The following is a 26,182-nucleotide window of genomic DNA, read 5'->3' on the forward strand; positions in this document are numbered from 1 at the left end:
CGCCGAATTCCGTTGCGGCGTATTCGAGCGTTTCCGGCAGCGTCGCGTGGCCAAAACGGGAGGTCGAGGGTCAGAGTCATATCGGTTCAGCTCGTTGAAATGACCAGCCAACGCCTCCTCACGTGCAGTTGGACGCACTGCCGAGGCGGTCGCGTTCGAATCCTTAGGTGGCGGGAGCCGCTGACGGCTCTTCACCACGTCGTTTCCTTGTCAAGACCTGTCACTTTCTTTAAGAATGATGCTTGATGAATACAAAAGTATTTTTTAACCAAGTAGGGAAATAGGTAAACGCCATGAGTCTGCTACCTTGGCAATATATCAATACCGTGCTGCTGGATATGGACGGCACCTTGCTTGATTTGCATTTTGATAATTATTTTTGGCTTGAATATCTGCCCGCTTGTTATGCCAAACAACAAGGCATGACATTAAGCGAGGCAACAGGTTATTTGCACGGGTTATTTCGTCAGCATGGCGGAACGCTTAATTGGTATTGCACGGATTTTTGGAGCGCCAAGCTTTCGCTGCCGATTGTTAAGCTCAAACAACAAGTCGCTGAGCGCATTGCGGCTCGCGAAGGCACTTTAAATTTCTTGACGGCATTGCAACGGGCGGGTAAACGTTTAATTTTGGCGACCAATGCGCACAGTGATTCGCTTCATTTAAAAATGCAGCGAGTGCCGCTTGACGCTTATTTTGAACGAATGATTAGTAGTCACCATTACGGTTATCCCAAAGAAGATGCGCGGTTTTGGACGGCGTTAAGCGAAGACCTCAAGCTCAATCCGGCGCGTTGCCTGCTGATTGACGACAGCCTCGCGGTGCTGCGCAGTGCGAGGCGATTTGGCATTTTGCATCTTTTGGCGGTCAAGCAGCCGGATAGCCAATTACCGCCAAAAGACACCGAAGAATTCGCCGCCGTCCACGACTGGCCGCCGTTACTGCGCGGCCTTGGCATCAAAGACGATGCGCCCGCCCAGTAGTGTGTAGCGCACCTCGCCGCGCAGGGTCTTACCGATAAACGGGCAGTTGCGACCGCGTGAATACCAGCGCTCGCCCGCGCAAAAATCCTGCGTTGGTTTAAACAGCACTAAATCCGCACTGCATCCGGCGGCAATCTTGCCCGCAGGCAGGCGCAGCGCGCTCGCCGGGCCCTTGGTTAAACGCGCAAGCAGGGTGGATAAATCCAGCAGGTCGTCTTGCACCAAGGACAATGCCAGCGGCAGCAGCAGTTCGATGCTGCTGATGCCAGGTTCGGTGCTGGCAAATGGGGCGTTTTTCGCGTCCGCTTCGTGCGGCTGGTGATGGCTGGCGATGGCATCAATTGCGCCGCTTTTCACCGCTTCGAGCAATCCGGCGCGGTCGGCGGCGCTGCGCAGCGGGGGCTGCACGTGGTAGAGGCTGGAAAAATCCGCCAGCGCTTCATCGGTCAAAAGCAATTGATAGAGCGCCACATCCGCCGTCACGGGCAGGCCGCGTGCTTTGGCATCAGCGATCATCCGTGCGCTGCGGGCGCAGCTTAGGCCGGAAAAATGCGCACGTACACCGCTTTGTTCCACCAATAACAGATCCCGCGCCAGCGCCACGGTTTCCGCACTTTCCGGGATGCCTGCCAAGCCTAAAAAACTCGCCACCTTGCCTTGGTGAGCCAAGCCGCCTGTGGCGAGCGCTTTATCTTGTGGGCGAAAAATCACGGTTAAATCAAAGGTTGCTGCGTATTCGAGCGCGTGCAGCAGCAATTGGTTGTTGTCAAAGCCGCCAAGCCCTGCGCTAAACGCTACGCAGCCGCTGTCTTTAAGTGCCATCAGTTCGGCCAGACGTTGCCCTTGCATGCCTTGCGACAGTGCGCCAATGGGAAAAACTTTGGCGTTGCCCGCTTCACGGGCGCGGTCGAGGATTAAATCGACCACGGCGCTGCTGTCCGTCACCGGTAGGGTATCCGGCGTGCAGCACAGGCTGGTGACGCCTCCTGCGCTAGCGGCGCGGGTTTCGCTTTCGATACAGCCTTTTCGCGTAAAGCCCGGCTCGCGCAGCGAGGCGGCCAGGTCAACCAGTCCGGGCGCTGCAATCAGCCCGCGCCCGTCGATGCGCAAATCCTGCGAAAAATTACTGGGCATATGCCCTAGCGCGGCAATTTTGCCCTGTTGCAAGTAAAGCTCGGTAACGCGGTCAAGCCCGCTGGCCGGGTCGATCACCCGTGCGCCGCTGATATGGATTTGCATCAGTGCTCCTCCCGTTGCTGGCGACGCGCGGTCTGCCCGCTCATACACAAGGACAGCACCGCCATGCGCATGGCAATGCCGTAGGTGACTTGGTTAAGGATGATGGACTGCGCGCCATCGGCGACCTCTGAGGCAATCTCCACGCCGCGGTTAATCGGCCCTGGGTGCATGACTAACGCATCCGGTTTGGCGGCTTTAAGCCGCTGCGCGGTTAAACCGTAGCGGGCGAAAAATTCGCCTTCCGATGGCAGCAAGCCGCCTTGCATGCGCTCACGTTGCAGGCGCAGCATGATGATGACGTCCACATCTTGCAGCCCGCGCTCAATATCGCTAAACACGCGCACGCCGTATTGTTCGATGCCGACCGGCAACAGGGTTTTCGGCGCAATGACGCGAATATCGGCGCAGCCTAAGGTTTTTAGCGCCTGCATATTGGAGCGGGCGACGCGCGAATGCAGCAGGTCGCCGACTATGGCGACTGATAAGCTGGCGACATCGCCCTTGTGACGGCGGATGCTGAGCATATCCAGCATGCCTTGGGTGGGGTGCGCATGCCTGCCGTCGCCGCCGTTAATCACCGCAATGTGCGGGCAGACTTCGCGCGCGATAAAGTGCGCCGCGCCGGAATCGGCATGGCGCACCACAAAAATATCTGCGCCCATCGCCTCCAGATTGCGTAGCGTGTCCGTTAGCGTCTCACCCTTGCTGGTTGAGGAGGTGGCAATGTTGAGCGTGATGACATCCGCCGACAGCCGCTTGGCTGCCAGTTCAAAGGTGGTGCGGGTGCGCGTGGAGTTCTCGAAAAACACATTGCACAAGGTTTTACCGCGCAGCAGCGGGACTTTTTTTACCGCGCGCGAACCGACTTCCAAAAACGAGTCGGCGGTATCCAGCAAGTCGGTCAGTAGCGCCCGCGGCAGACCGTCCAAGGTTAAAAAATGGCAAAGCTCGCCGTTTTTATTGAGTTGCAGATGACTCATCGGCTGTCTCGCAGTTCGAGGATAAGAGGCGCAGGACCGCTCAGTTTGACCCGCGTCCCCTCCGGCAGGCTAAGCGCCGCGCCGGTTACATCGGCGCGGATGGGCAATTCGCGGGCATTTAAGTCAAGCAGGCAGACCAAGGTGACGCTGGCCGGTCGGCCGTAATCGAACAGTTCATTCAGCGCCGCGCGGATGGTGCGGCCACTCATCAGTACATCGTCCACCAGCACCAAATCAGCACCGTCCACGGCAAAGGGCAATGCGCTGGGGCGGATTTGCGGATGCAGGCCGCTGTGTTCAAAATCATCCCGGTAAAAGGAAGCATCCAGCACGCCAAACGGCGCGGCTTCTTGTTTCAGCTCGCGCAGCAGTGCTTTGGCAATCCACACGCCGCCGGTATGAATGCCGACAAACTGCGGTTGGTTGATGGGTTTGCGCCGCAGATGCTCACGCAGCGTAGCGGCCATTTCGGGCAAGAGTTCAGCAGGTTGCGGCAGGTTCAAGCGGTTGTCCTTTTGGTTGGTTTTGCAAAAAGCCTTCAACAATTAAAGCAGCGGCCAGTGCATCAATGGGTTTATTGCGCGATTTGCGCCCGCCGTCTTGGCTTAACCGCTCGTCGCGCGCGGCAAAGCTGCTTAAGCGTTCATCGTGCAGATGCACCGGCAGGTTAAAGCGCCCGTGCAGGCGGCGGGCGAATTTTTCCGCTCGCTGGCTGATGTTACCTGCCGAGCCGTCCATATTCAGCGGCAGGCCGACGACCAGCGCATCGGGCTGCCACTCGCTGAGCAGTTTTGCAATGTCATCCCAATTGGGCACGCCGTCACGGGCTTTAAGTACCGCCAGCTCGCGCGCCCCGCCGGTCACGCTTTGCCCCACGGCTACGCCGATTTTTTGAGTGCCGTAATCAAAGCCCAGCACCCTGTTCATCAGGCATGTCCCAATTGCGGGGCGATTTGCGCAAGGCTGATGCCAAGCTGCGCTGCTGCCGCATCCAGGCGTTTATGCCAAGGCAGATCGAAGAGGATTTCACGGCTGGCGGGCGTGAGCAGCCAAGCGTTTTGCGCCACTTCGTTATCCAGTTGACCGACATCCCAAGCGGCGCAGCCCAGCACCACCAGATGATGATTAAGGCGCTCGTCGCCACCGGCAATGGCGAGCAGCACATCTGGCGACGTGGTCAGCGCCAAATCGCCCAAGGGCAGGGTGGAGCTGGCCACAAAGCTCGCCTCGTGCAGCACAAAACCGCGCTCGACCTGCATCGGTCCACCGGCATAGACCGGCAGATGGGTGCAGTGCTCAGGCACCGTTTCATCCGGATGCAATTGGCTTAATAAATCGGCCAAGTTAAGGCCGTTGGGGCGATTAACGACCAGCCCCATACTGCCGTGCTCGCCGTGTTCGACCAGATAAATCAGGCTCTTGGCAAACTTGGGGTCGCGCATCTGCGGCATCGGCAGTAAAAAATGGTTTTTCAGTGTATTGGTTTCGTACATAGCGTTAACGTCAGATTGCCGTCTTAATGCAGACGAGCCTAAAAGCCGATTCTACGCGCAGCCGGGGATTAAAAGCGAAGGATGTCGCTTAACCGACTTGGCTTGTGTCTTCAGGCCGCGCGCCTCTTGCATTGACTTAAAGCAAGCCTTTGGCGCGATACTATGCGCTTTTTTGCCGCGCTCGCCCTGTCTTGGCTTTGCTCTTATAATTTGCTCCCGTCCGTAAATGCTGCCTTGTTGCGCCAAGTGGCAGCCTTTGCGGGTAGCCTTGCTGTGGAGCTTCTGCCGTGAATACAGCCATCAATCCTGCTGGTTCTTATAACTATAAAGTGGTTCGCCAATTTGCCTTGATGACGGTTGTCTGGGGCATTTTGGGTATGGGTATGGGCGTATTTATCGCCCTGCAACTGGTATTTCCCCACTTTAATTTTGACTTGCCCTGGACGAGCTTTGGCCGTCTGCGCCCGCTGCATACCAATTTGGTGATTTTTGCCTTTGGCGGCTGCGCCTTGTTTGCCACTTCTTACTACGTGGTGCAGCGCACTTGCCAAACAAGGTTAATTTCCGACGGTTTAGCCGCCTTTACCTTTTGGGGCTGGCAGGCCGTTATTGTGCTGGCGGGGCTTTCGTTGCCTTTGGGTTTGACCAGCTCCAAAGAGTACGCAGAGCTCGAATGGCCGATTGATATTCTGATTACCATTGTTTGGGTCGCCTATGCGCTGGTGTTTTTCGGCACCATCGTCAAGCGCAAATCCAGGCATATCTATGTCGGCAACTGGTTTTACGGCGCGTTTATCGTGGTCACGGCGATGTTGCATATCGTCAATAACATCGAAATTCCGGTGACTTGGTTTAAATCCTATTCAGTCTATGCCGGTGCAACCGATGCCATGATTCAGTGGTGGTACGGGCATAACGCGGTCGGGTTTTTCTTGACCACCGGCTTTTTGGGCATGATGTATTACTTTGTGCCAAAACAGGCCGAACGCCCGGTTTATTCCTACCGACTTTCGGTCGTTCACTTCTGGGCGCTGATTACCCTTTATATCTGGGCAGGCCCGCACCATTTGCACTACACGGCATTGCCGGACTGGGCGCAGAGCCTTGGTATGGTGATGTCGGTCATCCTGCTCGCGCCGTCTTGGGGCGGCATGATTAACGGCATGATGACGCTCTCCGGTGCCTGGCACAAATTGCGTGATGACCCGGTGTTGCGCTTTTTGGTGGTGTCCTTGGCCTTCTACGGCATGTCCACCTTTGAAGGGCCGATGATGGCGATTAAAACCGTCAACGCGCTGTCGCACTACACCGACTGGACCATTGGTCACGTGCACGCCGGTGCCTTGGGCTGGGTGGCGATGGTATCGATTGGCTCGCTCTATCATTTAATCCCGCGTGTCTATGGCTTAACCCGCATGCACAGCATCGGCCTGATTAACGCGCATTTTTGGCTCGCCACCGTCGGCACGGTGCTCTATATCGCCTCGATGTGGGTCAACGGCATTACCCAAGGCTTGATGTGGCGCGCCGTTAATGAAGACGGCACGCTGACCTATTCCTTTGTCGAAGCCTTGGTCGCCAGTCACCCCGGCTTTGTGGTGCGCGCTATTGGCGGCGGCTTCTTCGCCTTCGGCATGCTATTGATGGCCTGGAATACCTACAAGACCGTCCGCGCGGCCAAACCGGCCAGCGCACAAAGCGCCGCATTGATCCCGGCGGGAGCACACTGATGAAACACGAAGTTTTTGAGAAAAACATTGGTCTGCTGCTGTTTGGCATGGTGCTGGCGGTAAGTGTCGGCGGCTTGACGCAAATCGTCCCGCTGTTTTTTCAGGACGTGACCAATCAGCCGGTCGCTGGCATGAAACCCTACACGGCGCTGCAACTGGAAGGCCGCGATATTTACATCCGCGAAGGCTGCGTCGGCTGCCATTCGCAGATGATCAGACCGTTCCGCGCCGAAACCGAACGCTACGGCCATTACTCGGTCGCCGGTGAAAGCGTGTGGGACCATCCGTTCCTTTGGGGATCCAAACGCACCGGGCCTGATTTAGCACGGGTCGGCGGGCGTTATTCGGATGAATGGCACCGCGCCCATCTGTACAACCCGCGCAACGTGGTGCCGGAATCCATCATGCCGTCCTACCCCTGGCTGGTGGAAAACCAGCTCGACGGCAAAGACACCGCCGCGAAAATGCGTGCACTTCGCGCCGTCGGCGTGCCTTATCAAGATGAAGACATTGCGGGCGCTGCGGATGCGGTTAAAGGCAAATCGGAAATGGACGCGCTGGTCGCCTATCTACAAGGCTTAGGCACCGCCATTAAAAGCAAGAGGTAAGCAACATGAGCATTGGCATGATTCGCGGCTTAGGCACGCTGGTGATTTTTATCGCCTTTGTTGGCATGCTGCTGTGGGTATTTAACGGCAAGCGCAAAAAAGATTTTGAACAGGCCGCCATGCTGCCCTTGGTGGATGACGATGCCGAACTGAGCGCCAAACCCGCCGAAGAGCAACAGGCAAAAAGCCAGGGCAAGCCTGCTGGAGAACACCCATGACCCCGTTTTGGAGCCTGTACGTCAGCCTGCTGTCGATAGGCACATTGATTGGCTTGACTTGGCTGCTGTTTGCCACCCGCCGTGGGCAACGGGCGGATGCCGACAACAATATCGTCGGCCACTCGTTTGACGGTATCGAGGAATACGACAACCCGCTGCCGAAGTGGTGGTTTATGTTGTTTGTCGGCACCATCGTCTTTACCGTGGGTTATTTAATCCTTTACCCGGGCTTGGGTAACTGGAAAGGACTGTTCCCCGGCTATCAAAGTGGCGAACAGTTCACCGATGGGCAAAAAGGCTGGACGGGCGTGCACGAGTGGGAAAAAGAAATGGCGCGTGCCGATGCCCGCTTTGGCCCGATTTTCGCCAAATTCGCCGCCATGCCCATAGAGGAAGTCGCCAAAGACCCGCAGGCGCTGAAAATGGGCGGACGCTTGTTTGCCTCCAACTGCGCCATCTGCCACGGCTCCGATGCCAAGGGCGCTTACGGCTTTCCCGATTTAACCGATGAGGTTTGGCGCTGGGGCGGCACGCCGCAAGACATCAAAGCCAGCATCATGAACGGTCGCCACGGCGTTATGGCACCTTGGGGCGATGCCATCGGCGAAGCGGGCGTGCGCAACGTTGCCGCCTATGTCTTGAGCGAACTGGCAAAACGCCCGCTGCCCGCTGATGCCAAGGCCGACCTTGCCGCTGGCAAGCAAACCTTCGCAACCATCTGTGTCGCCTGCCACGGCCCGGAAGGCAAAGGCATGGCCGCCTTGGGTGCACCGGATTTAACCCGCCCGGATGCCTTTATCTACGGCACCAGCTACGCGCAAATCCAGCATACCGTGCGCCACGGCAGACAAAACCAAATGCCCGCCCAAGCCGAACTGCAAGGGAACGACAAAGTGCACTTGCTCGCGGCCTATGTGTACAGCCTGTCGCACAAAGGTGAAGGGCAGACGCCGTAATCTGACACGCACAGCCGCCGCCATTCGTGCGGCGGCGTATTCCTGAAGATTGCTGGACACGCGCGAATTTCAGCGGGTATCCGGCTGGGCGCCGTGACTTATGCCTTGTTATAAAGCGAAGGACTACCCTCGGGGCGGGTTTTAAAGCGCCGGTGCGCCCACAGGTATTGTTCGGGATGCGCTCTGATGACTTGTTCCAGCCATTGGTTGATACGCAGGCAATCGGCCTGTTCACTTTCCCCGGGGAAATCCGCAAAAGGCGGATGAATCACCAAGCGATAACCACGGCCATTGGGCAGACGCTCTTGGGTAAAGGGTAAAACCCGCGCCTTGCCTAATCGAGCCAAGCGGCTGGTCGCTGTGACTGTAGCCGCCATTACGCCAAACAGCGGCACAAACAGGCTGTGTTTGCGTCCGTAGTCTTGATCCGGCGCGTACCAAAGGGCGCGGCCTTGGCGCAAAAGGCGCAGCGCTGCGCGTACATCCTCGCGCTCAATCGCCAAGGAATCGGCGTTATGCCGCTCACGCCCGCACCGTTGCAACCAGTCAAACAGCGGGTTGTCATGGGTGCGGTACATGCCATCGATACTGTGCTGCCCGCCCAGCAAGGCCGCGCCGATTTCAAGCGTGGTAAAGTGCGCGGCCATTAAAATGACCCCTTGGCGCTCTTGCTGCGCCTGTTTGAGATGCTCCAGCCCTTCGATAAGACCTAGCTTGCGCAAACGGGCAAGCGGCCACCACCAGCTTATCGCCATCTCAAAAACCGCCATGCCGGTCGAGGCAAAGTTCTCTTTAGCGAGGCGTTCGCGTTCGCTTTCGTCAAGCTCAGGGAAGCACAACTGCAAATTACGCTGCACAATCTGCCGCCTGCGCTGCGCCAATCGGTAAACCACCGCGCCCAAGCCACGCCCCAATTTAAGCAGCAGGCTAAAAGGTAACTGCGCAAGCAGCCAGAGCAGGCCAAACCCCATCCACATAGGAAAGTAGCGCGGATGCAAAAAGGCAGGACGAAAATGGGGAGCGGCCATTGCAGGTCTTTATCAACAATATGGGCGGGGGATTTTAGCGGTCTGTGCTTATCGGCGGCACTACCTTGTAATTTTGATTTAACGTGCGGGAATTTAAGCCGTTCGTATGCCGTCCCAGCAACTTGGCAAACTGGCTGTCGTAAGTCTTTCCATTAAAAATGACGGGATGCAGCTCTAATCGGGGTCTGCCAAAACCAAAACGCGGCGGCAACACTTTCCCCCAGCTGAACGCTTCAGCAGGCACCTTCGTCCCTGCTGGCTCAATCAGCAATATCACAGCGCCCTCGCGCTCAATAATAATGGTCAAGTTACCATTGCCGTATAAATCAGCAATGGGTGAATTCGCGCGGATAAGCAGATCAATTTCATGCGGCTTGTAACTCGAAACCTTCGCCCGGTTTGGCAGTAGACCCAATAAAAAGCGCCCTACAATGATTTTTTCTGAGGCTTTTTCCAGCTCCCTTTGATTGGCATTGAGACAAGCGGCCAAGCGGTCAACCTGATCCATGTCAAACTGCTCAGGCGGGAAATACAACGTACGCCCTGCACGCGTAATTTGTTCACGAAGATCAGGGGGCATCTGGTGCAGATAATTAAGCAGATACTTGTCATGGTTTTTGTAAAGAATGCTTGTTAGCACAATACCGCGATAACGATAACGAATATCTAACCAAGCAATACCGGCCAGAGTAGGGTCATAAGGCCTGGCATCAATCACAAACTCGCCATCCGGGCAATCAAGACGGGCAATCAATTGATAGCTAGCCAAAGTAATACCCGGCCATATCAAACCGAGCAACAGCAACGCGCAGGATAATATCAAAATAGTCATGATCATTAGCGTTATCGGCTTTGCACATAGAGCAAAGGGTTTCACTGATCGTTGATTGACGCGGGCTTAGTATAAGTCGAAGGGCATCGGCTTGCACTGTGCCAACCGCCGCGCTATAAGTTGCAGCCCTTTCCATCTGCTGTACAAGGTGCTTATGAGTCAAGCCGATACCCCGCCCGCTTTTGTCCTTAAGGGCAGCATGCTGGCCATCAGTATTTTGCAGCTGGAAACCGGCGACCTTGAGCAAATCGATAACGCTTTGCAGGAAAAAGTCGAGCAGGCCAAGGATTTTTTCCAGCATATCCCGCTAGTGCTGGCGCTCGATAAACTGCCCGAAGACAGCGCGATAGACTTGCCCGCCGTGCAGCGGTTGTGCCAGCAGCACGGCTTAAAGATTATGGCGCTGCGCACGGAACAAGCCGCCCATATCGCCCTCGCACAGTCACAACAACTTTGTGTACTGCCGCCTTCTGGCATGCGCGAGAAATTCATTAGCTTAAATGAAGGCAATCCGCAGCCCGTCGCCGAAAAAATCGTAGAAGACGCCGCGCCCAAATTACCCACCCAATTTATTACCAGCCCGGTGCGCAGCGGTATGCAAATCTATGCCGAAGACCGCGATTTAGTGGTGCTTGCGCCGGTCAGCACCGGTGCGGAACTGTTGGCCGATGGCAATATCCATATCTGGGCGCCGATGCGCGGACGGGCGCTCGCGGGCGTGAAAGGCGATGCCAGCGCCCGTATTTTCTGCCAGCAACTTGCCGCCGACTTGCTCTGTATCGCCGGTATCTACAAATTGGGGGAAGACTTGCGCCGCGACCCGCGCTGGGGGCAATCGGCGCAACTAATACTGGACGGGGAGCAGTTGAAAGTCAGCCCTCTTTAGCTGATACTTCGCCGATTTTCATATTTTTTAGCGAATTTAGCCCGATTTCTTCGGCTAAGAACGGGGGGTAACAGCTTGGCAAAGATACTGGTCATCACTTCCGGCAAGGGCGGGGTGGGTAAAACCACCACCAGCGCCGCCATCGGCACCGGGCTTGCCTTGCGCGGCCATAAAACGGTCATCGTGGATTTTGACGTGGGGCTGCGCAATCTTGACCTTATCATGGGCTGCGAGCGCCGCGTGGTGTATGACTTTGTCAATGTGATCAATGGGGAAGCCAGCCTTAAGCAAGCGCTGATTAAAGACAAGCGCCTGGAAAACCTCTACATCCTCGCCGCCAGCCAAACGCGCGACAAAGACGCTTTGTCGCTCGAAGGCGTGGGAAAAGTCATCAACCAGCTTTCTGAAGTGTTCGATTACATCGTCTGCGATTCGCCCGCCGGTATCGAAAAAGGCGCGCATCTGGCCATGTATTTTGCCGATGAAGCGATAGTCGTCACTAACCCGGAAGTCTCCTCGGTACGCGATTCCGACCGCATGCTGGGCTTGCTCGCCAGCAAATCCCGCCGCGCGGAAAAAAACCTGTCGCCGATTAAAGAACACCTGCTGCTGACCCGCTACGACCCAAGCCGCGTCAACAAAGGCGAGATGCTGAGTATTAAAGATGTCGAAGAAATCCTCGCCGTTCGCTTGATTGGTGTTATTCCCGAATCCCAGTCGGTGCTTAAAGCCTCCAACAACGGCGTGCCGGTTATCCTCGATGAAGAAAGCGATGCAGGGCAGGCCTACAGCGACGCGGTCGAACGCTTGCTGGGCAAAGAGATGGATCTGCGCTTTACCGACGAACAGAAAAAAGGCTTCTTCCAGCGCTTGTTTGGAGGCCAAAAATGAATATTTTTGACTTTTTCAGGGAGCTGAGGAAAAAGTCATCGGGCGGCCAATCCTCCGCACAAGTCGCCAAAGAGCGTCTGCAAATCATCGTCCACCACGAACGCGGCCAACGTAACCAGCCGGATTACCTGCCCGATTTGCAGCGCGATTTGATTGAGGTGATCCAGCGTTACGTCAAAGTCGATGTCGAACAGGTGCAGGTGATGCTGGAAAGCAAAGACAACCAATCCATTTTGGAACTGAACGTCACCCTGCCGGACCCTGTCGCCACCGAGGCGGGAGCTTAACTTACCTCGCCCTCGTGCAGCAGGTAGTGCACCAGTCTTGCGATATTGCGTGCGTAGTCGCCAATGCGTTCCAGTGAGCGCAGTGTCCAGATAATCGAGAACACGCGGGAAATCCCGCGTGGGTCTTCCATCATGTAGGTCAAGAGTTCGCGCAAGGCGCTTTTGTATTCGCGGTCGATGGTTTTATCGCGTTCGATAATGGCAAGCGCCTGCTTGCCGTCCAGGCGGGCGAAGGCGTCGAGCGCTTCGCGCACCATCTGAGTCACCTGCCCGCCGATATGACGCACTTCGATATAACCACGCGGCGCGGCACCTTCTTCGGCCAGTGTAATGGCACGTTTGGCGATTTTGCCGGCCTCTTCGCCGATACGCTCCAAATCAATCACCGCTTTGCAGATGCTGATGACCAGGCGCAAATCGGATGCCGTCGGCTGGCGACGGGCGAGGATGCGCAGACAGGCTTCGTCAATCTGCTCACGCATTTGCTGGATATGCGGGCGGTAGCTACGCACTTGTTCGGCTTGCGCGGAATCGGCCTCCATCAGCGCGTTGAGCGCTTCGCTCACTTGCCGCTCAACCGCGCCGCCGAGCGCCAAAAAGGCGCTGCTCAAAGCTTGTAGCTCGCTGTCAAACTGGCGCGAGATATGGCGTTCGTGGTCTTTCATGGTCTTCTCCTTCCCTCCAGGCCCGTTAATCAGCCATAACGGCCGGTAATGTAATCTTCCGTCTGCTGCTGCGCCGGACGGGTAAAGAGCGTGTCGGTGGGGGAAAATTCCACCACCCGGCCTTGGTGCATAAAGGCGGTAACGTCCGATACCCGCGCCGCTTGCTGCATGTTGTGGGTGACGATAAGCAAGGTGAAGCGGCTTTTCAGTTCAAACATCAGCTCCTCGATTTTTAAGGTGGAAATCGGGTCGAGCGCCGAGCAAGGCTCATCGAGCAGCAGCACTTGTGGCTCGATGGCAATGGCGCGGGCAATCACCAGTCGTTGCTGCTGGCCACCGGATAAGCCAAAGGCCGGGCTGTGCAGGCGGTCTTTAACCTCATCCCAGAGCGCCGCGCCTTGCAGCGCTTGCTCGACCGCCTCATCCAGATCGCGTTTGCGACGGATGCCCGCTATGCGAAGGCCGAAGGCGACGTTCTGCCAGATGCTGCCGGGAAACGGGTTGGGCTTTTGGAACACCATGCCGATACGGCGGCGCAGTTCGGTGACGTCTTCTTGTTGAATATTGCGCTCGCCCAAGCGGATTTCGCCCTGCATGCGGCAGCCGTCAATCAACTCGTGCAGCCGGTTGCAGCAGCGCAGCAGGCTGGATTTGCCGCAGCCGGATGCGCCGATAAAGGCGGTAATGCGCTGCGCAGGCAGCTCAAGGTCGATGTCAAATAGCGCTTGCTGTGCGCCGTAAAACAGGTTCAGCCGATGGATGGAAAGCGTCTGCCCAACCTCAGCGGTTTGGCGGGTAGGGCGGGCGAGCGCGTCGAGACGGGCGGCGTTCATGATTAGTGCTCCAGCAGGCGGTATTTGTCACGCAGACGGCTGCGCAGCAGCATGGCGCTTAAGTTAAGCAGCACAATCAGCAGCATCAGCAGCAAGGCAGTGGCGTAAACCAAAGGCCGCGCGGCTTCGATATTCGGGCTTTGAAAACCCAGGTCGTAGATATGAAAACCCAAGTGCATGATTTTGCGTTCCAGATGCAGATAGGGCGCGCTGCCATCAACAGCGAGCGCGGGCGCAAGTTTGACCACGCCAACCAGCATCAGCGGAGCCACTTCCCCAGCCGCGCGGGCGACCGCCAAAATCATGCCGGTGAGCAGTGCCGGGCTTGCCATCGGCAATACCAGTTTCAGCAGGGTTTCGGCCTGGGTTGCGCCGAGCGCCAGAGCGCCTTCACGCAAACTGCGCGGAATGCGCGACAAGCCTTCTTCGGTGCTGACGATCACCACCGGAAGGGTCAACAGCGCCAAGGTCAGCGCCGCCCAAAACAGCCCAGGGGTACCGAAGGTCGGCGCGGGCAGGTTGTCTGCAAACAGCAAACGGTCGATGGAGCCGCCCAGCACATAGACAAAAAATCCCAGCCCAAACACGCCGTAGACAATCGACGGCACACCGGCGAGGTTGTGTACGGCAATCCTGATCAAGCGGGTGAGCAGGCCGTTTTTGGCGTATTCGTGCAGATAGAGCGCGGCAATGACGCCTAGGGGCGTGACCATCAGCGTCATCAGTAGCGTTAATAAAAAAGTGCCAAACAGCGCCGGGAAAATCCCGCCTTCGGTATTCGCCTCGCGCGGCGCTTCGCTTAAAAACGCCATAAGCTTTTCGCCATAAAAGCCGATTTTTTGCAACAGACTCATGGCATTGGGCTGATAAGCGCGAACCACTTGGCTCAGGGCGATCACCTGCGTTTGCCCGTCTGCGCGCTGCATCAGCAGGCTATCGCGCGCGAGTTCATGGCGAAGTGCTGCAAGTTCGGCGCTGTCTCCTGAGGTTTCCAGCTTTTGCGCTCGCCCGATCAGCGCCCGCACCCGCGCAAGGCGCGGCGCGACTTGTTGCTCTGCCTTGGCACCTTCGGCGACCGTTTGCCCGTTTTCCTGCACGGCCAGCAGGTGGCCGTAAAAATCGCCCCATTCGCGCCGCTCCAGCGCCCAAAGCGCGGGATGCGCCAAGGCTTCGCTTAAGCCATCATCCAGCAGCCAGACAAAGTCATGGCCGAACTGCTCGCGCCCACCGATTTTCAGCAGCTTGCGGGTTAATAGCGGGCTTTTATTGTCTGGCAACGGCAAGCCGCTTTCTGCCAAGCGCTGGCGCGGTAGTTGCTCGCTTTGTATCCACTTGCCGATAAGCTTTTGCGGTGCCTCACCGGGCAGTTGGTATTCAAGCTGCCAGAGCGCAGCAGGCCAGAACTGCCCCAGCCCGCGCAATGCCAAAAGTGCCAGCAGGCCGCCGACCATGATCAGCGCCAGCGCCGTGGCGGCGGCGCACAGCCAGATATAGGGCTGCCCGCTTTTAACCCAATTAAAGCGCCGCATAGCGTCTCCTTAGCCGCTGGCGCACCCATTCGGCCAGGCTGTTCATCACAAAACAGAGCAAAAGCAGCAACAATGCGGATAAAAACAGCAGTCGATAATGGGTGCTGTCTACCGCCGCCTCCGGCATTTCCACCGCCACATTGGCGGCGAGCGTGCGCATGCCTTCAAACAGGTTGCCATTGATCAGCGGCGTATTGCCGCTTGCCATCAGCACAATCATGGTTTCTCCCACGGCGCGGCCAAAGCCAATCATCAAGGCGGAAAAAATCCCCGCACCGGCGGCGGGCAGCAGTACGTGCAGCAGTGTTTGCCAAAGTGTTGCGCCCAAGGCGAGCGAGCCTTGGGTCAGGCTTTTCGGCACACCGGCAAGCGCGTCTTCGGCCAGTGAATAGATGTTGGGGATCACCGCAAAGCCCATCGCAAGCCCCACCACCAAGGCATTGCGCTGTTCGTAGCCAATGCCGCGAGCGCTAAGCCAAAGGCGCATATCGCCGTTAAACAGCGCCGCCTCCAATAGCGGGCTAAGTTGCAGGGTCGCCCAGCCAAGCAGCAATAAAAGCGGTATCAGCAGCAGGCTTTCGTAGCCATCCAGGCGTGAAAGCGGCAGGTGGCGGCAGCAGAAGGCGAGGGCGAGCGTACCCAGCGGCAGTATTAAAAACAGGCTAAACAGCCCAGGCAGGTGGTCTTCCACATAGGGCGCAAGTATCAGTGCGGCAAAAAAACCCAAGATGACGGTCGGCAGCGCTTCCATCAACTCAATGACCGGTTTGACCTTGCGCCGCAGCGCCGGTGCCATAAAGTAGGCGCTGTAAACGGCAGCGGCAATGGCAAGTGGTGCGGCAAAGAGCATGGCGACCAAGGCCGCTTTAAGCGTGCCAAAGGTCAGCGGGGCAAGGCTGAGCTTGGCTTCAAAATCCACCGTGCTGGCTGAAGACTGCCAGATGTACTCGGGCTCTGCATAGTTCTCGTACCAAACCTTGCTCCACAGCGCCTGCCAGGATAGCTCTGGATGCGGGTTGTGCAGTGGGTGTACGGCAAACGCGCCGCCTGCTTCCACCAGCAGGCGGTCGGCTTGGGGCGACAGGGCGATTTTGCCGTGATCGGTTGGCAAATGCTGATCAAGCAAGCGGCGCTCAGCCGTGCTATGAAACAGTCCCAGATTGCCCGCCGCATCCAGCGCGGCAAAGCCTTTGCGCCGCGCTTCCGGCTCAATCTGCACAATGGCGCTGTCCGCCAGTTGGAAGCGCCTGATTGATTTCAGCTGCACATGGCCGTCTTTATCGGCGACCGCAAACCACTGGGTCACTGCACCGCCGGAGTCGCCAATCAGCAGCGAAACGCCGCCGTTTAGTTTGCCGCTCGCGGTGACCTTTAAATCGCTGCCCGCCAGTAAGTGGTATTGGGAGATCAGGCGCGGCTTGCGCAAATCCAACAATTCCAGCCGGTCTTTGCCGCTTTGCACATAGGCAAAGCGCCCGCGCGGGTCAATATCCAGATAGGTGACGGCGGAAGCTGCTGCGGGCAAATCAAGCGGCTCGGCAGTCCAATGATCGCCGGCCAAAAGGGATGACTCGCGGCGCAGCCAAAGTCCGTTTAATTGCTGCCCGCTAGCGGCAATCAGCAACAAACGCCCGCGCTGTTCTGACAGCGCCAAAGCGTTAAGTGCCCGGCCTTGCTTATCCAGCACAAACGCAGTGTTTCCGTAGGGAAAACCAAGCGACGGCTGGACGCTTTTACCTTGCGCCTGAAAGCGCGTTTGATAGCGCGGTGCAAATACCAGCGCGCTGCCATCGGAGAGCGCCGCCGCATACAAATCCTGCTCCGGCAGCGCCCGCACCAATGCCTTTATATGTACGCCTTCGGGCAGCGGCAAGTGCTCGCGCAGTAGTTCGCGGCCATTATCCAGCGCAAAAAATACCACCTCGCCCTTTTCGCCAAGCCGAAAACCTAACTGGTTTTGTTCCTCTACAGCCAGCAACCAAGCGGGCGCTTGGTCCTTCAGCCAAGCCGGTGACTGCCAATCAGCCAAGGTCAAACGTGCACCTTGAAACAGCGGCCAAACGATATAGCCCAAATAAACCATCATCAGAGCGATGGCAAACAGCACGGAAAGCCCGCCAAACAATACCTGAGCACGCAACAGCCCATTTAACCCCGACCGCCAAATCCGCCTGCGCGTCAATGCCGGTGCTTGCCAATCAATGACCGATTTGTCACCCATCACTTTTGCCCGTTTGCGAGTTTTGGGCATAGCCTGCTTAAGATTTGTGACGGGAAGATGACAGGTCATGGGCAGTGCCTAATGCTGGTGACGATTTAAATCACCAGCATGGCGAGCGAGTAGATACAAGACGGCTACACCCCTACCGGCGTGCCGTCGTGCTTTTGGATTGCCACGGTGGCCGAACGCGGGCGCACCGCTTGCGCCGAGGCCACTGTGGCGTCCGTCGTACCGCTGGCGGGCCAGTTGGCCGGGTGCTGGATGTTCAGAAACAGCGTGCAGTGGTCCGGCGTATAGGCAAAGCCGGTGATTTCCGCTTCATTGGGGGCGATAAAAAAGCGCCGCAAGTCTGCCTGATTGGCGCTGTTGATCGCGGGTAGAGCGGGGTCGATGCGGCGCTCAGTGCGTGCGCTCAGCGCCTGCGGCACGACCGCCAGCATCTGGTCGTTAATCGCCTTGGCCACGGCGTTATTGCGCCCGTCGTCGATGCCGTTATCGGTCTGGATCCACAAAATGCCCCGCTCATCGAAGGCGATGCCGTCGGGGCTGGCGAACTGGTTGGCAGCGGTCAGCGCCGAACGGTTGGTGGCGGCCTCGGCCTCGGCAGGCGAACCAAACACGAATACGTCCCAGACAAAGCGGTGGCTACCTGGCTCGTCGTGCCAGCGCACGATGTGGCCGCTCACGTTATTCGCCCGCGGGTTGGCCGCGTTGGTTTCAGTACGCTGGTTGTTGTTGGTCAGCGTCAGATACACATCGCCATTTTGCGGGTGCACCGCCGTCCATTCGGGCCGGTCCATTGGCGTTGCACCCAGCAAATCGGCGGCGGCGCGGGTGTGGATGAGGATGGCGGCGAGATCACCGAACACCTCGCCCAGCGTGCGCCCATCCTGCGTGCGCGTAGGCGGCGTGAGCGCCAGCCACTCACCGCTACCATCGGCGTCAAAGCGCGCCACGTACAGCGTGCCGTGATCCAGGTATTTGTGGCCGACGGCAAGATGGTTGCCATCGGCGGGCTTGGCATCGCGTGGGTCCCACAGAGCATCCGACACATAGCGGTAGACGTATTCAAAGCGCGCATCATCGCCGCTGTAAAACGCCAGCGGCTCGCCCGCCACCGGTTTGCCGCAGGCGGCGGCCTCGTGCGCAAAGCGGCCCATGGCGGTGCGCTTGACGGCGCGGCTGGCCGGATCATAGGGGTCGATTTCGACCAGATAACCAAAGCCGTTGACTTCGTTGCGCCAGTCCGACAAGGCGTCCGTGCCGCGCTCGCTGACATCAAAGCGGGCAAACTCGCCAGCCACTTCGCTCGCGTCGCCCGCGGCCGTCTCCCATTGATAGCGCCCGGCTTGCGCGGCCACGCCGACGCGCGCTTGATGCAGCGGCTGTTCGCCGCGGTTGACAAAGCACATGGCCCAGTTTTCCTCGGCGCTGAGGTAAGTCCCCCACGGCGTCGTACCGTTGCCGCAGTTATTGTTGGTGCCGCGCACCGCTTTGCCGTCGGGCGCAAAGGGCGTACGCACCCAGCGGCTGCCCGCCACCGGGCCGGAGAGCGTCATGGTCGTGGCCGAGGTAAAGCGCCGGTTGTAGGGAGAATTGAGCACCACATCCCAGCGTCCGTCTGGTTGCGTGCTGCGGATATGCATGACGCTCACGCCATGCGCGTTGATTTCCTTGCGCACCTCTTCGGCCGGGCGCCTGCCGTCGACCAGCGTCGGGCCGTCAGGATGCAAGGCCGCCTCGTCGATGTATTCATGATTGACCACCAGCAGCCCCTCGCGGGAACTGCCAGCGAGTGGAAAGTAATGCATACCGTCGTGATGCATGCCGGTCGTATGCAGCAAATCGCTGCTGCTATTGCCGCCGTCGCTGCGCCACGGCGCGGCCTGCCCGGAAAGCGGCGTCCCCCAAGCGCCCAGCACGGTCGCGCGATAGCCCGGCGGCACCACACAGGCGTCGGTCATCGCTGCCGGCAGCGAGGCAAAGCCCAGTGTCGGCGTGGGGGCATGTTGGATGCGGCTCGCGCTGGCGGCGCTGGCAGCGCGACCCGTGCCAGCAAACAGCGTCACTGCGGAGGCCAACGCGCCGCCCATCACGACGCGGCGCGACAGCTGGCGTTGCAAAATCGCGCTAAACGGCGTATTGCCGCTGGCGTTACGGATAACCGGGTCGGAAATAGACTGGCTCATCGGCATGCTCTCCATAAAGTAATAGGCGCGAGCGCAAAAAGTGCGGCAAAAAGTGCGGCAAAAAGCGTGCGCTCGCGCCTATTCTGAAAAGCGTTGATGAAACCTTCGTGACAGTGTCTTGAATGTGTTAGCGCTAGGATGCGCTGAACCAGTGCTCGAGCCGGACGGTTACGCGGCCTTTTTCAGCTCCTCCAGCAACGGTTGTCCATCGGCGCTGTATCGGCCTGATACGCGATCATGGGCTTGAGCAGTACAGCGCAGTAGTAAAACACCTTACCTCTTTTAACCCTCCAGCAAAGAAGCCGCTTCCGGGCGGTTTTTTTGTGCCCAGTACAAATTAATCTCAGGTTCGTGCGTTGCAGGCTAATTTATTTGTTTATACAATAAAACCATGCTGACCGTTATTGAAACGCCCAAATTCCAAAAGCTGGCCGATACGCTGTGGACAGAAGCTGAGCGCTTGGAATTTATCAGTTGGATTGCCGTTAATCCGCTGGCCGGTGATGTTATCCCCGGTAGCGGCGGTGCTCGCAAAGTGCGCTGGCACGGTAAGGCAAGGGTAAACGTGGCGGTTTACGGGTGATTTATTTCCACTTGCCGGTCGATAAAGTTGTGTTATTGATAGCCCTGTACGCCAAATCACAGCAAGAAAACATCTCGCCCAAAACCATTGAAAGGAGTTTGCGCAAATGATTAACTCACTCGCCGACCTTAAAACGCTGGATGTCGAAAAAATCGCACAAGCTATTGAAACCGATGCCGGTATGCCAGTAACCGATTTACGCACATCGTTGCAACAGGCCAAAAGTGGACAATTTGCCGTTGTGCATAAGCCGGATGATCTGCGCCGCCGTGGTCGCCCGCGTGGCGCTGTTGCCGAAGCACGTAAAGTAATTACCGCCTTCAGGCTGGATACTGATGTACTTTATGGCCTGCGCGCATCCGGCAAAGGCTGGCAAACGCGCGTCAATGCGCTTTTGCGCGAGGCGGTGGAACAGGGGCGGATTTAACCGTACAACTTGGTGGCTAAACCATAAATGCCGCTTTCAGCAGTTGCCGGGTATATTCGTGCTGTGGATTTGTAAAAATGCTTTTTGCCGCGCCCTGTTCAATCACCTTACCTTGTTTAAGTACCAATAATTGATGGCTTAAGGCTTTAACGACAGCCAAATCATGGCTGATAAATAAATAGGTTAATTGGTATTTAATTTGCAGATTGCGCAGTAACTCGACCACTTGCCGCTGTACCGTGCGGTCGAGTGCGGAAGTCGGTTCATCCAGAATAATAAGCTCAGGCTTTAATACCAAAGCGCGGGCAATGGCAATGCGCTGGCGCTGGCCGCCAGAAAATTCATGGGGATAACGGTGGCGTGTATCAGGGTCTAATCCTACTTCCAGCAACGCGTTAATAATGGCTTGCTCGCGCTCTTTTTCATTGCCGAGACGATGAATAGTTAAACCTTCGCCAATAATCTGCGCGACCGAAAGTCTTGGGCTTAAACTGCCGTAAGGGTCTTGAAACACTACTTGTAACTGTTTGCGCAGCGGGCGCATTTGGCTTTGCTTTAAGCGGTCAAGTGTCTGGCCATTAAATTCAATACTTCCTTGACTGTTTAACAAGCGCAAAATAGCAAGCGCTAAAGTGGATTTTCCCGAACCGCTTTCACCGACAATACCCAGTGTTTGCCCCTTGGCTAACGAAAAACCAACCGCATCGACCGCTTTAATATAATCCGCGGTGCGTTGCAATAAACCTTTTTTAATGGCAAACCATACACGTAAATTATCCACTTTAATTAAAGTATCCGCCGCCGGATTTAGCACCGGCTCGCCGGAAGGTTCAGCGCCAAGCAGTTCTTTAGTGTAGGCATGCTGCGGCGTCGTAAATAATTGGGCGGCGCTGCCTTGTTCAACCAAATGCCCACAATGCATGACACAAACGCGCTGCGAGGTACGCCGAACCAAATTTAAATCATGACTAATCAGCAGCAGGGAAAGCCCGCATTGTTGCTGCAAATCTTGCAATAAGTCGAGGATTTTATGCTGCACTGTTACATCTAAAGCCGTAGTGGGTTCATCGGCAATGAGCAGTTCGGGTTCATTGGCAAGTGCCATGGCAATCATCACGCGCTGGCGCTGCCCACCAGAAAGCTCATGCGGCAAGGCTTTAAGACGCTTGTGCGGCTCACGAATGCCCACTTGTTCTAATAGGCTTAATATTTTTTCACGAGCCTCACGAGTATTTAATCCCTTATGCAAGGCGAGCACTTCGCCAATTTGTTTTTCGATATTGTGCAGTGGGTTAAGCGAAGTCATTGGCTCTTGAAAAATCATGCTGATTTTATTGCCACGAATTTTTCTTAACTCCGCTTCAGGAGCTTTTAATAAATCTTGCCCGGCATAATGGATGCTACCGGCTGGATGCCTGGCTAATGGATAAGGCAACAGGCGTAAAATCGAATGCGCGGTAACGGATTTGCCCGAACCACTTTCACCCACCAGCGCCAGTGTTTCGCCCTTTTTAATTTCGAAAGAAACGCCATCGACTACGCGTTGTGCCTGCCCATTTTCAATAAATTCTACGGCGAGATTTTCTATTTTAAGCAATGCAGTATTATTTTCTGGGGTCAAAAGCATCACGCGCCGCCTCGCCAATAAAGACCAATAAACTCAGCATTAAACCCAATACACAAAATGCACTGATACCCAGCCAAGGCGCGTGTCGGTTATTTTTAGCCTGGGCAATCAACTCGCCTAATGAAGGCTCGCCCGCCGGTAAACCAAAGCCTAAAAAATCCAGTGCAGTCAAGGTGCCAATAGCACCCGTTAAAATAAAGGGCATAAAGGTTAAGGTCGATACCATTGCATTGGGCAGAATATGGCGAAACATAATAGCGGCATTATTCATCCCTAAAGCCTGTGCCGCACGGACATATTCCAAGTTACGTCCACGCAAAAACTCGGCGCGTACTAAATCCACCAAAGTCATCCAGGAAAATAGCAGCATTAAGCCCAACAGCCACCAAAAATCGGGTTGTACAAAGCTTGCCAGAATAATCAGCAAATATAAAACCGGCAAACCTGACCAGATTTCCAAAAAACGCTGGCCGGATAAATCGACCCAACCGCCGTAAAAACCCTGTAATGCGCCGACTATTACCCCAACAATAGAACTTAATAACGTTAAAGTTAATGCAAAGAGTACAGAAATACGAAAGCCATAAATAATCCGCGCCAATACATCGCGGCTTTGGTCATCGGTACCCAGCCAGTTATCTGTAGAAGGCGGCGAAGGTGCCGGCCGACCTAAATCATAATTGATAGTGGAATAGCTAAAAGGAATGGGCGGCCAGATAATCGTTCCGTTTTTTTCTGCAATCAGTCCTTTTAGATAAGGGCTGCGATAATTGGCAGCTAATGGAAATTCGCCGCCAAAGACGGTCTCTGGATACTCTTTAACGATCGGCAAATACCAATGCCCGTCATAGTGCACAGCCAGCGGTTTGTCATTGGCTATCAGCTCAGCGCCAAGGCTGATCACAAATAAGGCAATAAATAACCAAAGCGACCACCAGCCACGACGGTTTTCTTTAAAACGTGACCAGCGGCGGCGGGCGAGCGGGGAAAGTTTAAATAACATGGATTATCCTGCACGAGCGCTAAAGTCAATGCGCGGGTCAACCAGCGTATAGGTAATATCGCCAATCAGCTTAACCAATAAGCCGAGCAAGGTAAAAATAAACAAAGTAGCAAAGACTACCGGATAATCGCGGTTAATGGCGGATTCAAAGCTTAATAAGCCTAAACCATCCAGTGAAAAAATCACCTCAATCAATAATGAGCCGGTAAAAAATAAACCGATAAAGGCCGCCGGGAAACCGGCAATAATAATCAGCATGGCATTGCGAAAAATATGCCCGTAGAGCACACGTCGTTCACTTAAGCCCTTGGCGCGAGCGGTGACCACATATTGCTTGCTGATTTCATCCAAAAAACTGTTTTTGGTTAAAAAGGTTAACGTGGCAAAGTTGCCGATGACCAAAGCGGTTAATGGTAAAGCCAAGTGCCAAAAGTAATCACGGATTTTGCCAAACAACGAAAGCTCATCAAAATTGCTGGAGGTTAAACCGCGTAGCGGAAACCAATCCCAATAACTGCCGCCGGCAAACAGCACTATCAATAAAATGGCAAATAAAAAAGCCGGTATGGCATAGCCAATAATAATCAGTGAGCTACTCCAAATATCAAAGGTACTGCCGTGCCTGGTCGCTTTGGCAATGCCTAATGGAATGGAGATAAGATAAATAATTAAAGTGCTCCATAAGCCTAAAGAAATCGATACCGGCATTTTTTCGGCGATTAAGTCGATGACCTTGACATCACGAAAGAAACTATTGCCAAAATCCAGTCGTGCATAGTTTTTTAGCATAATCCAAAAACGTTCGGGGGCGCTTTTATCAAAGCCGTACATGCGTTCAATTTCTTGTACTAACTCTGGTGCCAACCCCTGTGCACCACGATAATGTGAATTGCCAGAAGATACCTCGCTGCCACCGCCAGAAATACGTGAAGTCGCTCCGCCATTATCCAGCCCTTCAAGGCGCGCAATCATCTGCTCGACCGGCCCGCCCGGCGCGGCCTGGATAATAATAAAATTAAGCAGCAAAATACCAAGCAGGGTTGGGATAATCAATAAAAGACGGCGCAGAATATAGGCCAGCATTATTGCTCCTGTTTATTTGGCTTTTGTGCAGATATACTAACCATTTTACCTTGTTGCATTCTGCAATTATTCGCCTGCCCGTTGTGCTTTTTCGCTTTTTTGCCACCAAGTCATCAAGCCAATATCGTAGAGCGGAGTGATTTTAGGGCGGCCGAATTTATTCCACCAAGCAACGCGCCATTGGTCGGTATGGTAGTTGGGGATAACGTAATAGCCCCATTGCAATACGCGATCGAGGGCGCGCGCCTGGTTAATCAGCTCTTGTCTGGAATCTGCGCGGATTAAGCCTTCAACCAGTTGGTCAATGGCCGGATCGCGCAGGCCAATAAGATTGCGGCTGCCGGGGTTGTCGGCACTGGCGGAATGCCAAAATTCGCGTTGTTCATTACCAGGTGAGTTGGACTGCGACCAGATCGCGCTGGTCATATCAAAGTCGCGCGAGCGCATGCGGTTGATAAACTGTGAAACATCCACGCGGCGGATTTGCATATCAATACCCAACTCGCTTAAGTTGCGTTTGAACGGCAGGATAACGCGCTCCAAATTAGTTTGATGCAGCATAAATTCAAAGCTTAAGGGTTTGCCGTCAGGGCCGGTCATTTGGTTGTTTTGGATGCTGTAACCGGCTTCTTTTAATAAGCTAAAGGCGCGGCGTTTTTGTTCGCGGATAATGCCATCACCTTGCGTTTGTGGCAGGGTAAAGACTTGGCTAAAGGCCTCATCGGGGATTTGTCCGCGCAGCGGCTCAAGAATGGCAAGCTCGGCGGCGCTGGGTAATTGGTGTGCGGCCATTTCTGAGTTTTCAAAAAAACTGCTGGTGCGTTTATAAGCGCCAAAGAACAGTTGTTTATTGGTCCATTCAAAGTCAAACAATAGGCCAATAGCTTCGCGCACTCGTTTATCTTTAAATAGCGGACGGTTTAGATTAAATATATAAGCCTGCATGCCCACCGGATTATGGTTGGGGATTTCCATCTTGATCATCCGCCCGTCATTTAATGCAGGCGAGGCGTAGCCGGTCGCCCAGTCTTTGGCAGAATATTCAAGGTTAAAATCAAATTGGCCACCTTTAAAGGCTTCCAAGGCGACGGACATATCACGGTAATAGTCAATATCGATACGGTCAAAGTTATTAAAGCCGCGTGTTACTGGCAAGTCTTTTGCCCACCAGTTTTTGACTCTTGAATATTGAATACTGCGTCCGGCTTCCAGTTTTTCTACGCGGTAAGCGCCGCTGCCTAAGGGGATCTCTAAGGACGTTTTGGAGAAATCGCGCGATGCCCACCAATGTTTGGGCAGTATTTGCAGTTGCCCCAAAATCATCGGCAACTCGCGGTTATCGTTACGCTTAAAAACAAAGCGCACGGTTTTTGCGCTTAATATTTCTACCTTTTCTACATCGGCATAATAATGACGGTACATCGGGTCGCCGTGTTTTAGCAGTTGTTCAAAGGTAAATTGCACGTCTTCTGCAGTGACCGGTTCGCCGTCGTGCCAGCGTGCTTTGGGATTAAGGTTAAAGGTGACGCTGCTGTTGTCTGCGGCTTTGTCGATGGTTTCGGCGAGCAGGCCGTATTCGGTAAAAGGTTCGTCCGGCGATTGGAAGGTCAGGCTGTCGTAAATCAGGCCAATGCGGCTTTCCACATTGCCTTTGGGGATAAACGGATTAAGGCTGTCAAAGCCGCCGTAGCTGGCCAGTTTCAGTCGCCCGCCTTTGGGCGCGTCTGGGTTGACAAAGTCAAAGTGGGTAAAGTCTGGCGGGTATTTCGGCGCTTCGTCGTACAGGGTGATGGCGTGCTTGGGGGCGGCGAAGGCAAGCGGGGCAAGGCAGGCAAATAGCAGTGGCAACAGTCGCATGGGGCAGCTTCCAGCAGTCTTTACGATGGGTGCG

General features: G+C 55.5%; 26 protein-coding genes. 10 read left to right on the forward strand and 16 right to left on the reverse strand.

Features of this window, described 5'->3' with window-relative positions; all coding sequences use genetic code 11:
• The first annotated feature begins 293 nt into the window (after positions 1-293).
• Positions 294-983, forward strand: coding sequence for a GMP/IMP nucleotidase (gene yrfG / locus AXE65_RS06800; RefSeq protein WP_068389899.1), 690 nt, complete (start codon positions 294-296; stop codon positions 981-983).
• On the opposite strand, the gene AXE65_RS06805 is transcribed toward yrfG, so the two are convergent.
• The 5 genes from AXE65_RS06805 to AXE65_RS06825 are packed head-to-tail and all read right to left on the reverse strand — an operon-like array spanning position 939 to position 4,695.
• Positions 939-2,222 carry a dihydroorotase gene (locus AXE65_RS06805; protein ID WP_068389903.1) on the reverse strand — a complete coding sequence of 428 codons (1,284 nt, stop codon included), beginning with the start codon at positions 2,220-2,222 and terminating at the stop codon, positions 939-941. The genes yrfG and AXE65_RS06805 overlap by 45 nt on opposite strands.
• A complete protein-coding gene (locus tag AXE65_RS06810; protein WP_068389906.1) occupies positions 2,222-3,202 on the reverse strand; it encodes an aspartate carbamoyltransferase catalytic subunit in 981 nt (326 codons plus the stop codon). Before AXE65_RS06810 ends, AXE65_RS06805 begins: the two co-directional genes overlap by 1 nt.
• Positions 3,199-3,705: a bifunctional pyr operon transcriptional regulator/uracil phosphoribosyltransferase PyrR gene (gene pyrR / locus AXE65_RS06815; RefSeq protein ID WP_068389909.1), complete on the reverse strand. Its 507-nt coding sequence runs from the start codon at positions 3,703-3,705 to the stop codon at positions 3,199-3,201. Before pyrR ends, AXE65_RS06810 begins: the two co-directional genes overlap by 4 nt.
• Entirely contained in the window at positions 3,683-4,129 is a 447-nt protein-coding gene (gene ruvX, locus AXE65_RS06820; protein ID WP_068389911.1) for a Holliday junction resolvase RuvX, read from the reverse strand. Before ruvX ends, pyrR begins: the two co-directional genes overlap by 23 nt.
• The gene (locus AXE65_RS06825) at positions 4,129-4,695 is read right to left on the reverse strand and encodes a YqgE/AlgH family protein (protein WP_068389914.1); all 567 of its coding nucleotides are present in this window, start codon (positions 4,693-4,695) and stop codon (positions 4,129-4,131) included. The genes ruvX and AXE65_RS06825 overlap by 1 nt, the downstream gene beginning before the upstream one ends.
• 287 nt (positions 4,696-4,982) lie before the next feature.
• On the opposite strand from AXE65_RS06825, the gene ccoN reads away from it, so the two are divergent.
• From ccoN to ccoP, 4 genes are read left to right on the forward strand one after another with little or no spacing between them, the layout of a single operon-like run.
• Complete coding sequence (gene ccoN, locus AXE65_RS06830) at positions 4,983-6,425, forward strand: cytochrome-c oxidase, cbb3-type subunit I (protein WP_068389918.1); 1,443 nt, start codon at positions 4,983-4,985, stop codon at positions 6,423-6,425.
• Positions 6,425-7,033 (forward strand): cytochrome-c oxidase, cbb3-type subunit II, encoded by a 609-nt coding sequence (gene ccoO / locus AXE65_RS06835; RefSeq protein ID WP_068389921.1) that lies wholly within the window; start codon positions 6,425-6,427, stop codon positions 7,031-7,033. The genes ccoN and ccoO overlap by 1 nt, the downstream gene beginning before the upstream one ends.
• Positions 7,034-7,038: 5 nt before the next feature.
• Positions 7,039-7,251 carry a cbb3-type cytochrome oxidase subunit 3 gene (locus tag AXE65_RS06840; RefSeq protein WP_068389924.1) on the forward strand — a complete coding sequence of 71 codons (213 nt, stop codon included), beginning with the start codon at positions 7,039-7,041 and terminating at the stop codon, positions 7,249-7,251.
• Positions 7,248-8,207, forward strand: a complete 960-nt coding sequence (gene ccoP, locus AXE65_RS06845) for a cytochrome-c oxidase, cbb3-type subunit III (protein ID WP_068389928.1) — start codon at positions 7,248-7,250, stop codon at positions 8,205-8,207. Before AXE65_RS06840 ends, ccoP begins: the two co-directional genes overlap by 4 nt.
• 98 nt (positions 8,208-8,305) lie before the next feature.
• Here the strand turns inward: ccoP and AXE65_RS06850 are convergent, their stop codons facing one another.
• Positions 8,306-9,235: a lipid A biosynthesis lauroyl acyltransferase gene (locus AXE65_RS06850; protein WP_068389931.1), complete on the reverse strand. Its 930-nt coding sequence runs from the start codon at positions 9,233-9,235 to the stop codon at positions 8,306-8,308.
• Between the two features lie 34 nt (positions 9,236-9,269).
• Complete coding sequence (locus AXE65_RS06855) at positions 9,270-10,067, reverse strand: hypothetical protein (RefSeq protein ID WP_153015409.1); 798 nt, start codon at positions 10,065-10,067, stop codon at positions 9,270-9,272.
• A gap of 154 nt (positions 10,068-10,221) precedes the next feature.
• Between AXE65_RS06855 and minC the strand changes: the two genes are divergently transcribed.
• From minC to minE, 3 genes are all read left to right on the forward strand, one after another.
• Positions 10,222-10,953: a septum site-determining protein MinC gene (gene minC / locus AXE65_RS06860; protein WP_068389937.1), complete on the forward strand. Its 732-nt coding sequence runs from the start codon at positions 10,222-10,224 to the stop codon at positions 10,951-10,953.
• A 75-nt stretch (positions 10,954-11,028) separates the two neighbouring features.
• Positions 11,029-11,844 carry a septum site-determining protein MinD gene (gene minD, locus AXE65_RS06865; RefSeq protein ID WP_068389940.1) on the forward strand — a complete coding sequence of 272 codons (816 nt, stop codon included), beginning with the start codon at positions 11,029-11,031 and terminating at the stop codon, positions 11,842-11,844.
• Positions 11,841-12,131, forward strand: a complete 291-nt coding sequence (gene minE / locus AXE65_RS06870; protein WP_068389943.1) for a cell division topological specificity factor MinE — start codon at positions 11,841-11,843, stop codon at positions 12,129-12,131. The genes minD and minE overlap by 4 nt, the downstream gene beginning before the upstream one ends.
• Here the strand turns inward: minE and phoU are convergent.
• From phoU to AXE65_RS06895, 5 genes are all read right to left on the reverse strand, one after another.
• Positions 12,128-12,796, reverse strand: coding sequence for a phosphate signaling complex protein PhoU (phoU, locus tag AXE65_RS06875; protein WP_068389946.1), 669 nt, complete (start codon positions 12,794-12,796; stop codon positions 12,128-12,130). The genes minE and phoU overlap by 4 nt on opposite strands.
• Positions 12,797-12,825: 29 nt before the next feature.
• Positions 12,826-13,629: a phosphate ABC transporter ATP-binding protein PstB gene (gene pstB, locus AXE65_RS06880; RefSeq protein ID WP_068389949.1), complete on the reverse strand. Its 804-nt coding sequence runs from the start codon at positions 13,627-13,629 to the stop codon at positions 12,826-12,828.
• Between the two features lie 2 nt (positions 13,630-13,631).
• Entirely contained in the window at positions 13,632-15,158 is a 1,527-nt protein-coding gene (pstA, locus tag AXE65_RS06885) for a phosphate ABC transporter permease PstA (protein ID WP_068389952.1), read from the reverse strand.
• Complete coding sequence (locus tag AXE65_RS06890; protein WP_068389955.1) at positions 15,145-17,409, reverse strand: ABC transporter permease subunit; 2,265 nt, start codon at positions 17,407-17,409, stop codon at positions 15,145-15,147. The genes pstA and AXE65_RS06890 overlap by 14 nt, the downstream gene beginning before the upstream one ends.
• A gap of 104 nt (positions 17,410-17,513) precedes the next feature.
• The gene (locus AXE65_RS06895) at positions 17,514-19,568 is read right to left on the reverse strand and encodes a PhoX family protein (protein WP_068389958.1); all 2,055 of its coding nucleotides are present in this window, start codon (positions 19,566-19,568) and stop codon (positions 17,514-17,516) included.
• Positions 19,569-19,959: 391 nt separating this feature from the next.
• Between AXE65_RS06895 and AXE65_RS14155 the strand changes: the two genes are divergently transcribed.
• Positions 19,960-20,151, forward strand: coding sequence for a hypothetical protein (locus tag AXE65_RS14155; RefSeq protein WP_239685043.1), 192 nt, complete (start codon positions 19,960-19,962; stop codon positions 20,149-20,151).
• A 106-nt stretch (positions 20,152-20,257) separates the two neighbouring features.
• Positions 20,258-20,578, forward strand: coding sequence for a BrnA antitoxin family protein (locus AXE65_RS06905; protein WP_239685044.1), 321 nt, complete (start codon positions 20,258-20,260; stop codon positions 20,576-20,578).
• A gap of 16 nt (positions 20,579-20,594) precedes the next feature.
• Here the strand turns inward: AXE65_RS06905 and AXE65_RS06910 are convergent, their stop codons facing one another.
• The 4 genes from AXE65_RS06910 to AXE65_RS06925 all read right to left on the reverse strand — a co-directional run bounded on the left by AXE65_RS06910 (position 20,595) and on the right by AXE65_RS06925 (position 26,148).
• Complete coding sequence (locus AXE65_RS06910; protein ID WP_068389962.1) at positions 20,595-22,205, reverse strand: ABC transporter ATP-binding protein; 1,611 nt, start codon at positions 22,203-22,205, stop codon at positions 20,595-20,597.
• Entirely contained in the window at positions 22,183-23,208 is a 1,026-nt protein-coding gene (locus AXE65_RS06915) for an ABC transporter permease (protein ID WP_068389965.1), read from the reverse strand. The genes AXE65_RS06910 and AXE65_RS06915 overlap by 23 nt, the downstream gene beginning before the upstream one ends.
• 3 nt (positions 23,209-23,211) lie before the next feature.
• Positions 23,212-24,291: a microcin C ABC transporter permease YejB gene (locus AXE65_RS06920; RefSeq protein ID WP_068389967.1), complete on the reverse strand. Its 1,080-nt coding sequence runs from the start codon at positions 24,289-24,291 to the stop codon at positions 23,212-23,214.
• A 66-nt stretch (positions 24,292-24,357) separates the two neighbouring features.
• Positions 24,358-26,148 (reverse strand): extracellular solute-binding protein, encoded by a 1,791-nt coding sequence (locus AXE65_RS06925; RefSeq protein ID WP_068389969.1) that lies wholly within the window; start codon positions 26,146-26,148, stop codon positions 24,358-24,360.
• Between the last annotated feature and the right edge of the window lie 34 nt (positions 26,149-26,182).

It is taken from the genome of Ventosimonas gracilis, from assembly GCF_001580025.1.
GTDB lineage: Bacteria > Pseudomonadota > Gammaproteobacteria > Pseudomonadales > Pseudomonadaceae > Ventosimonas > Ventosimonas gracilis.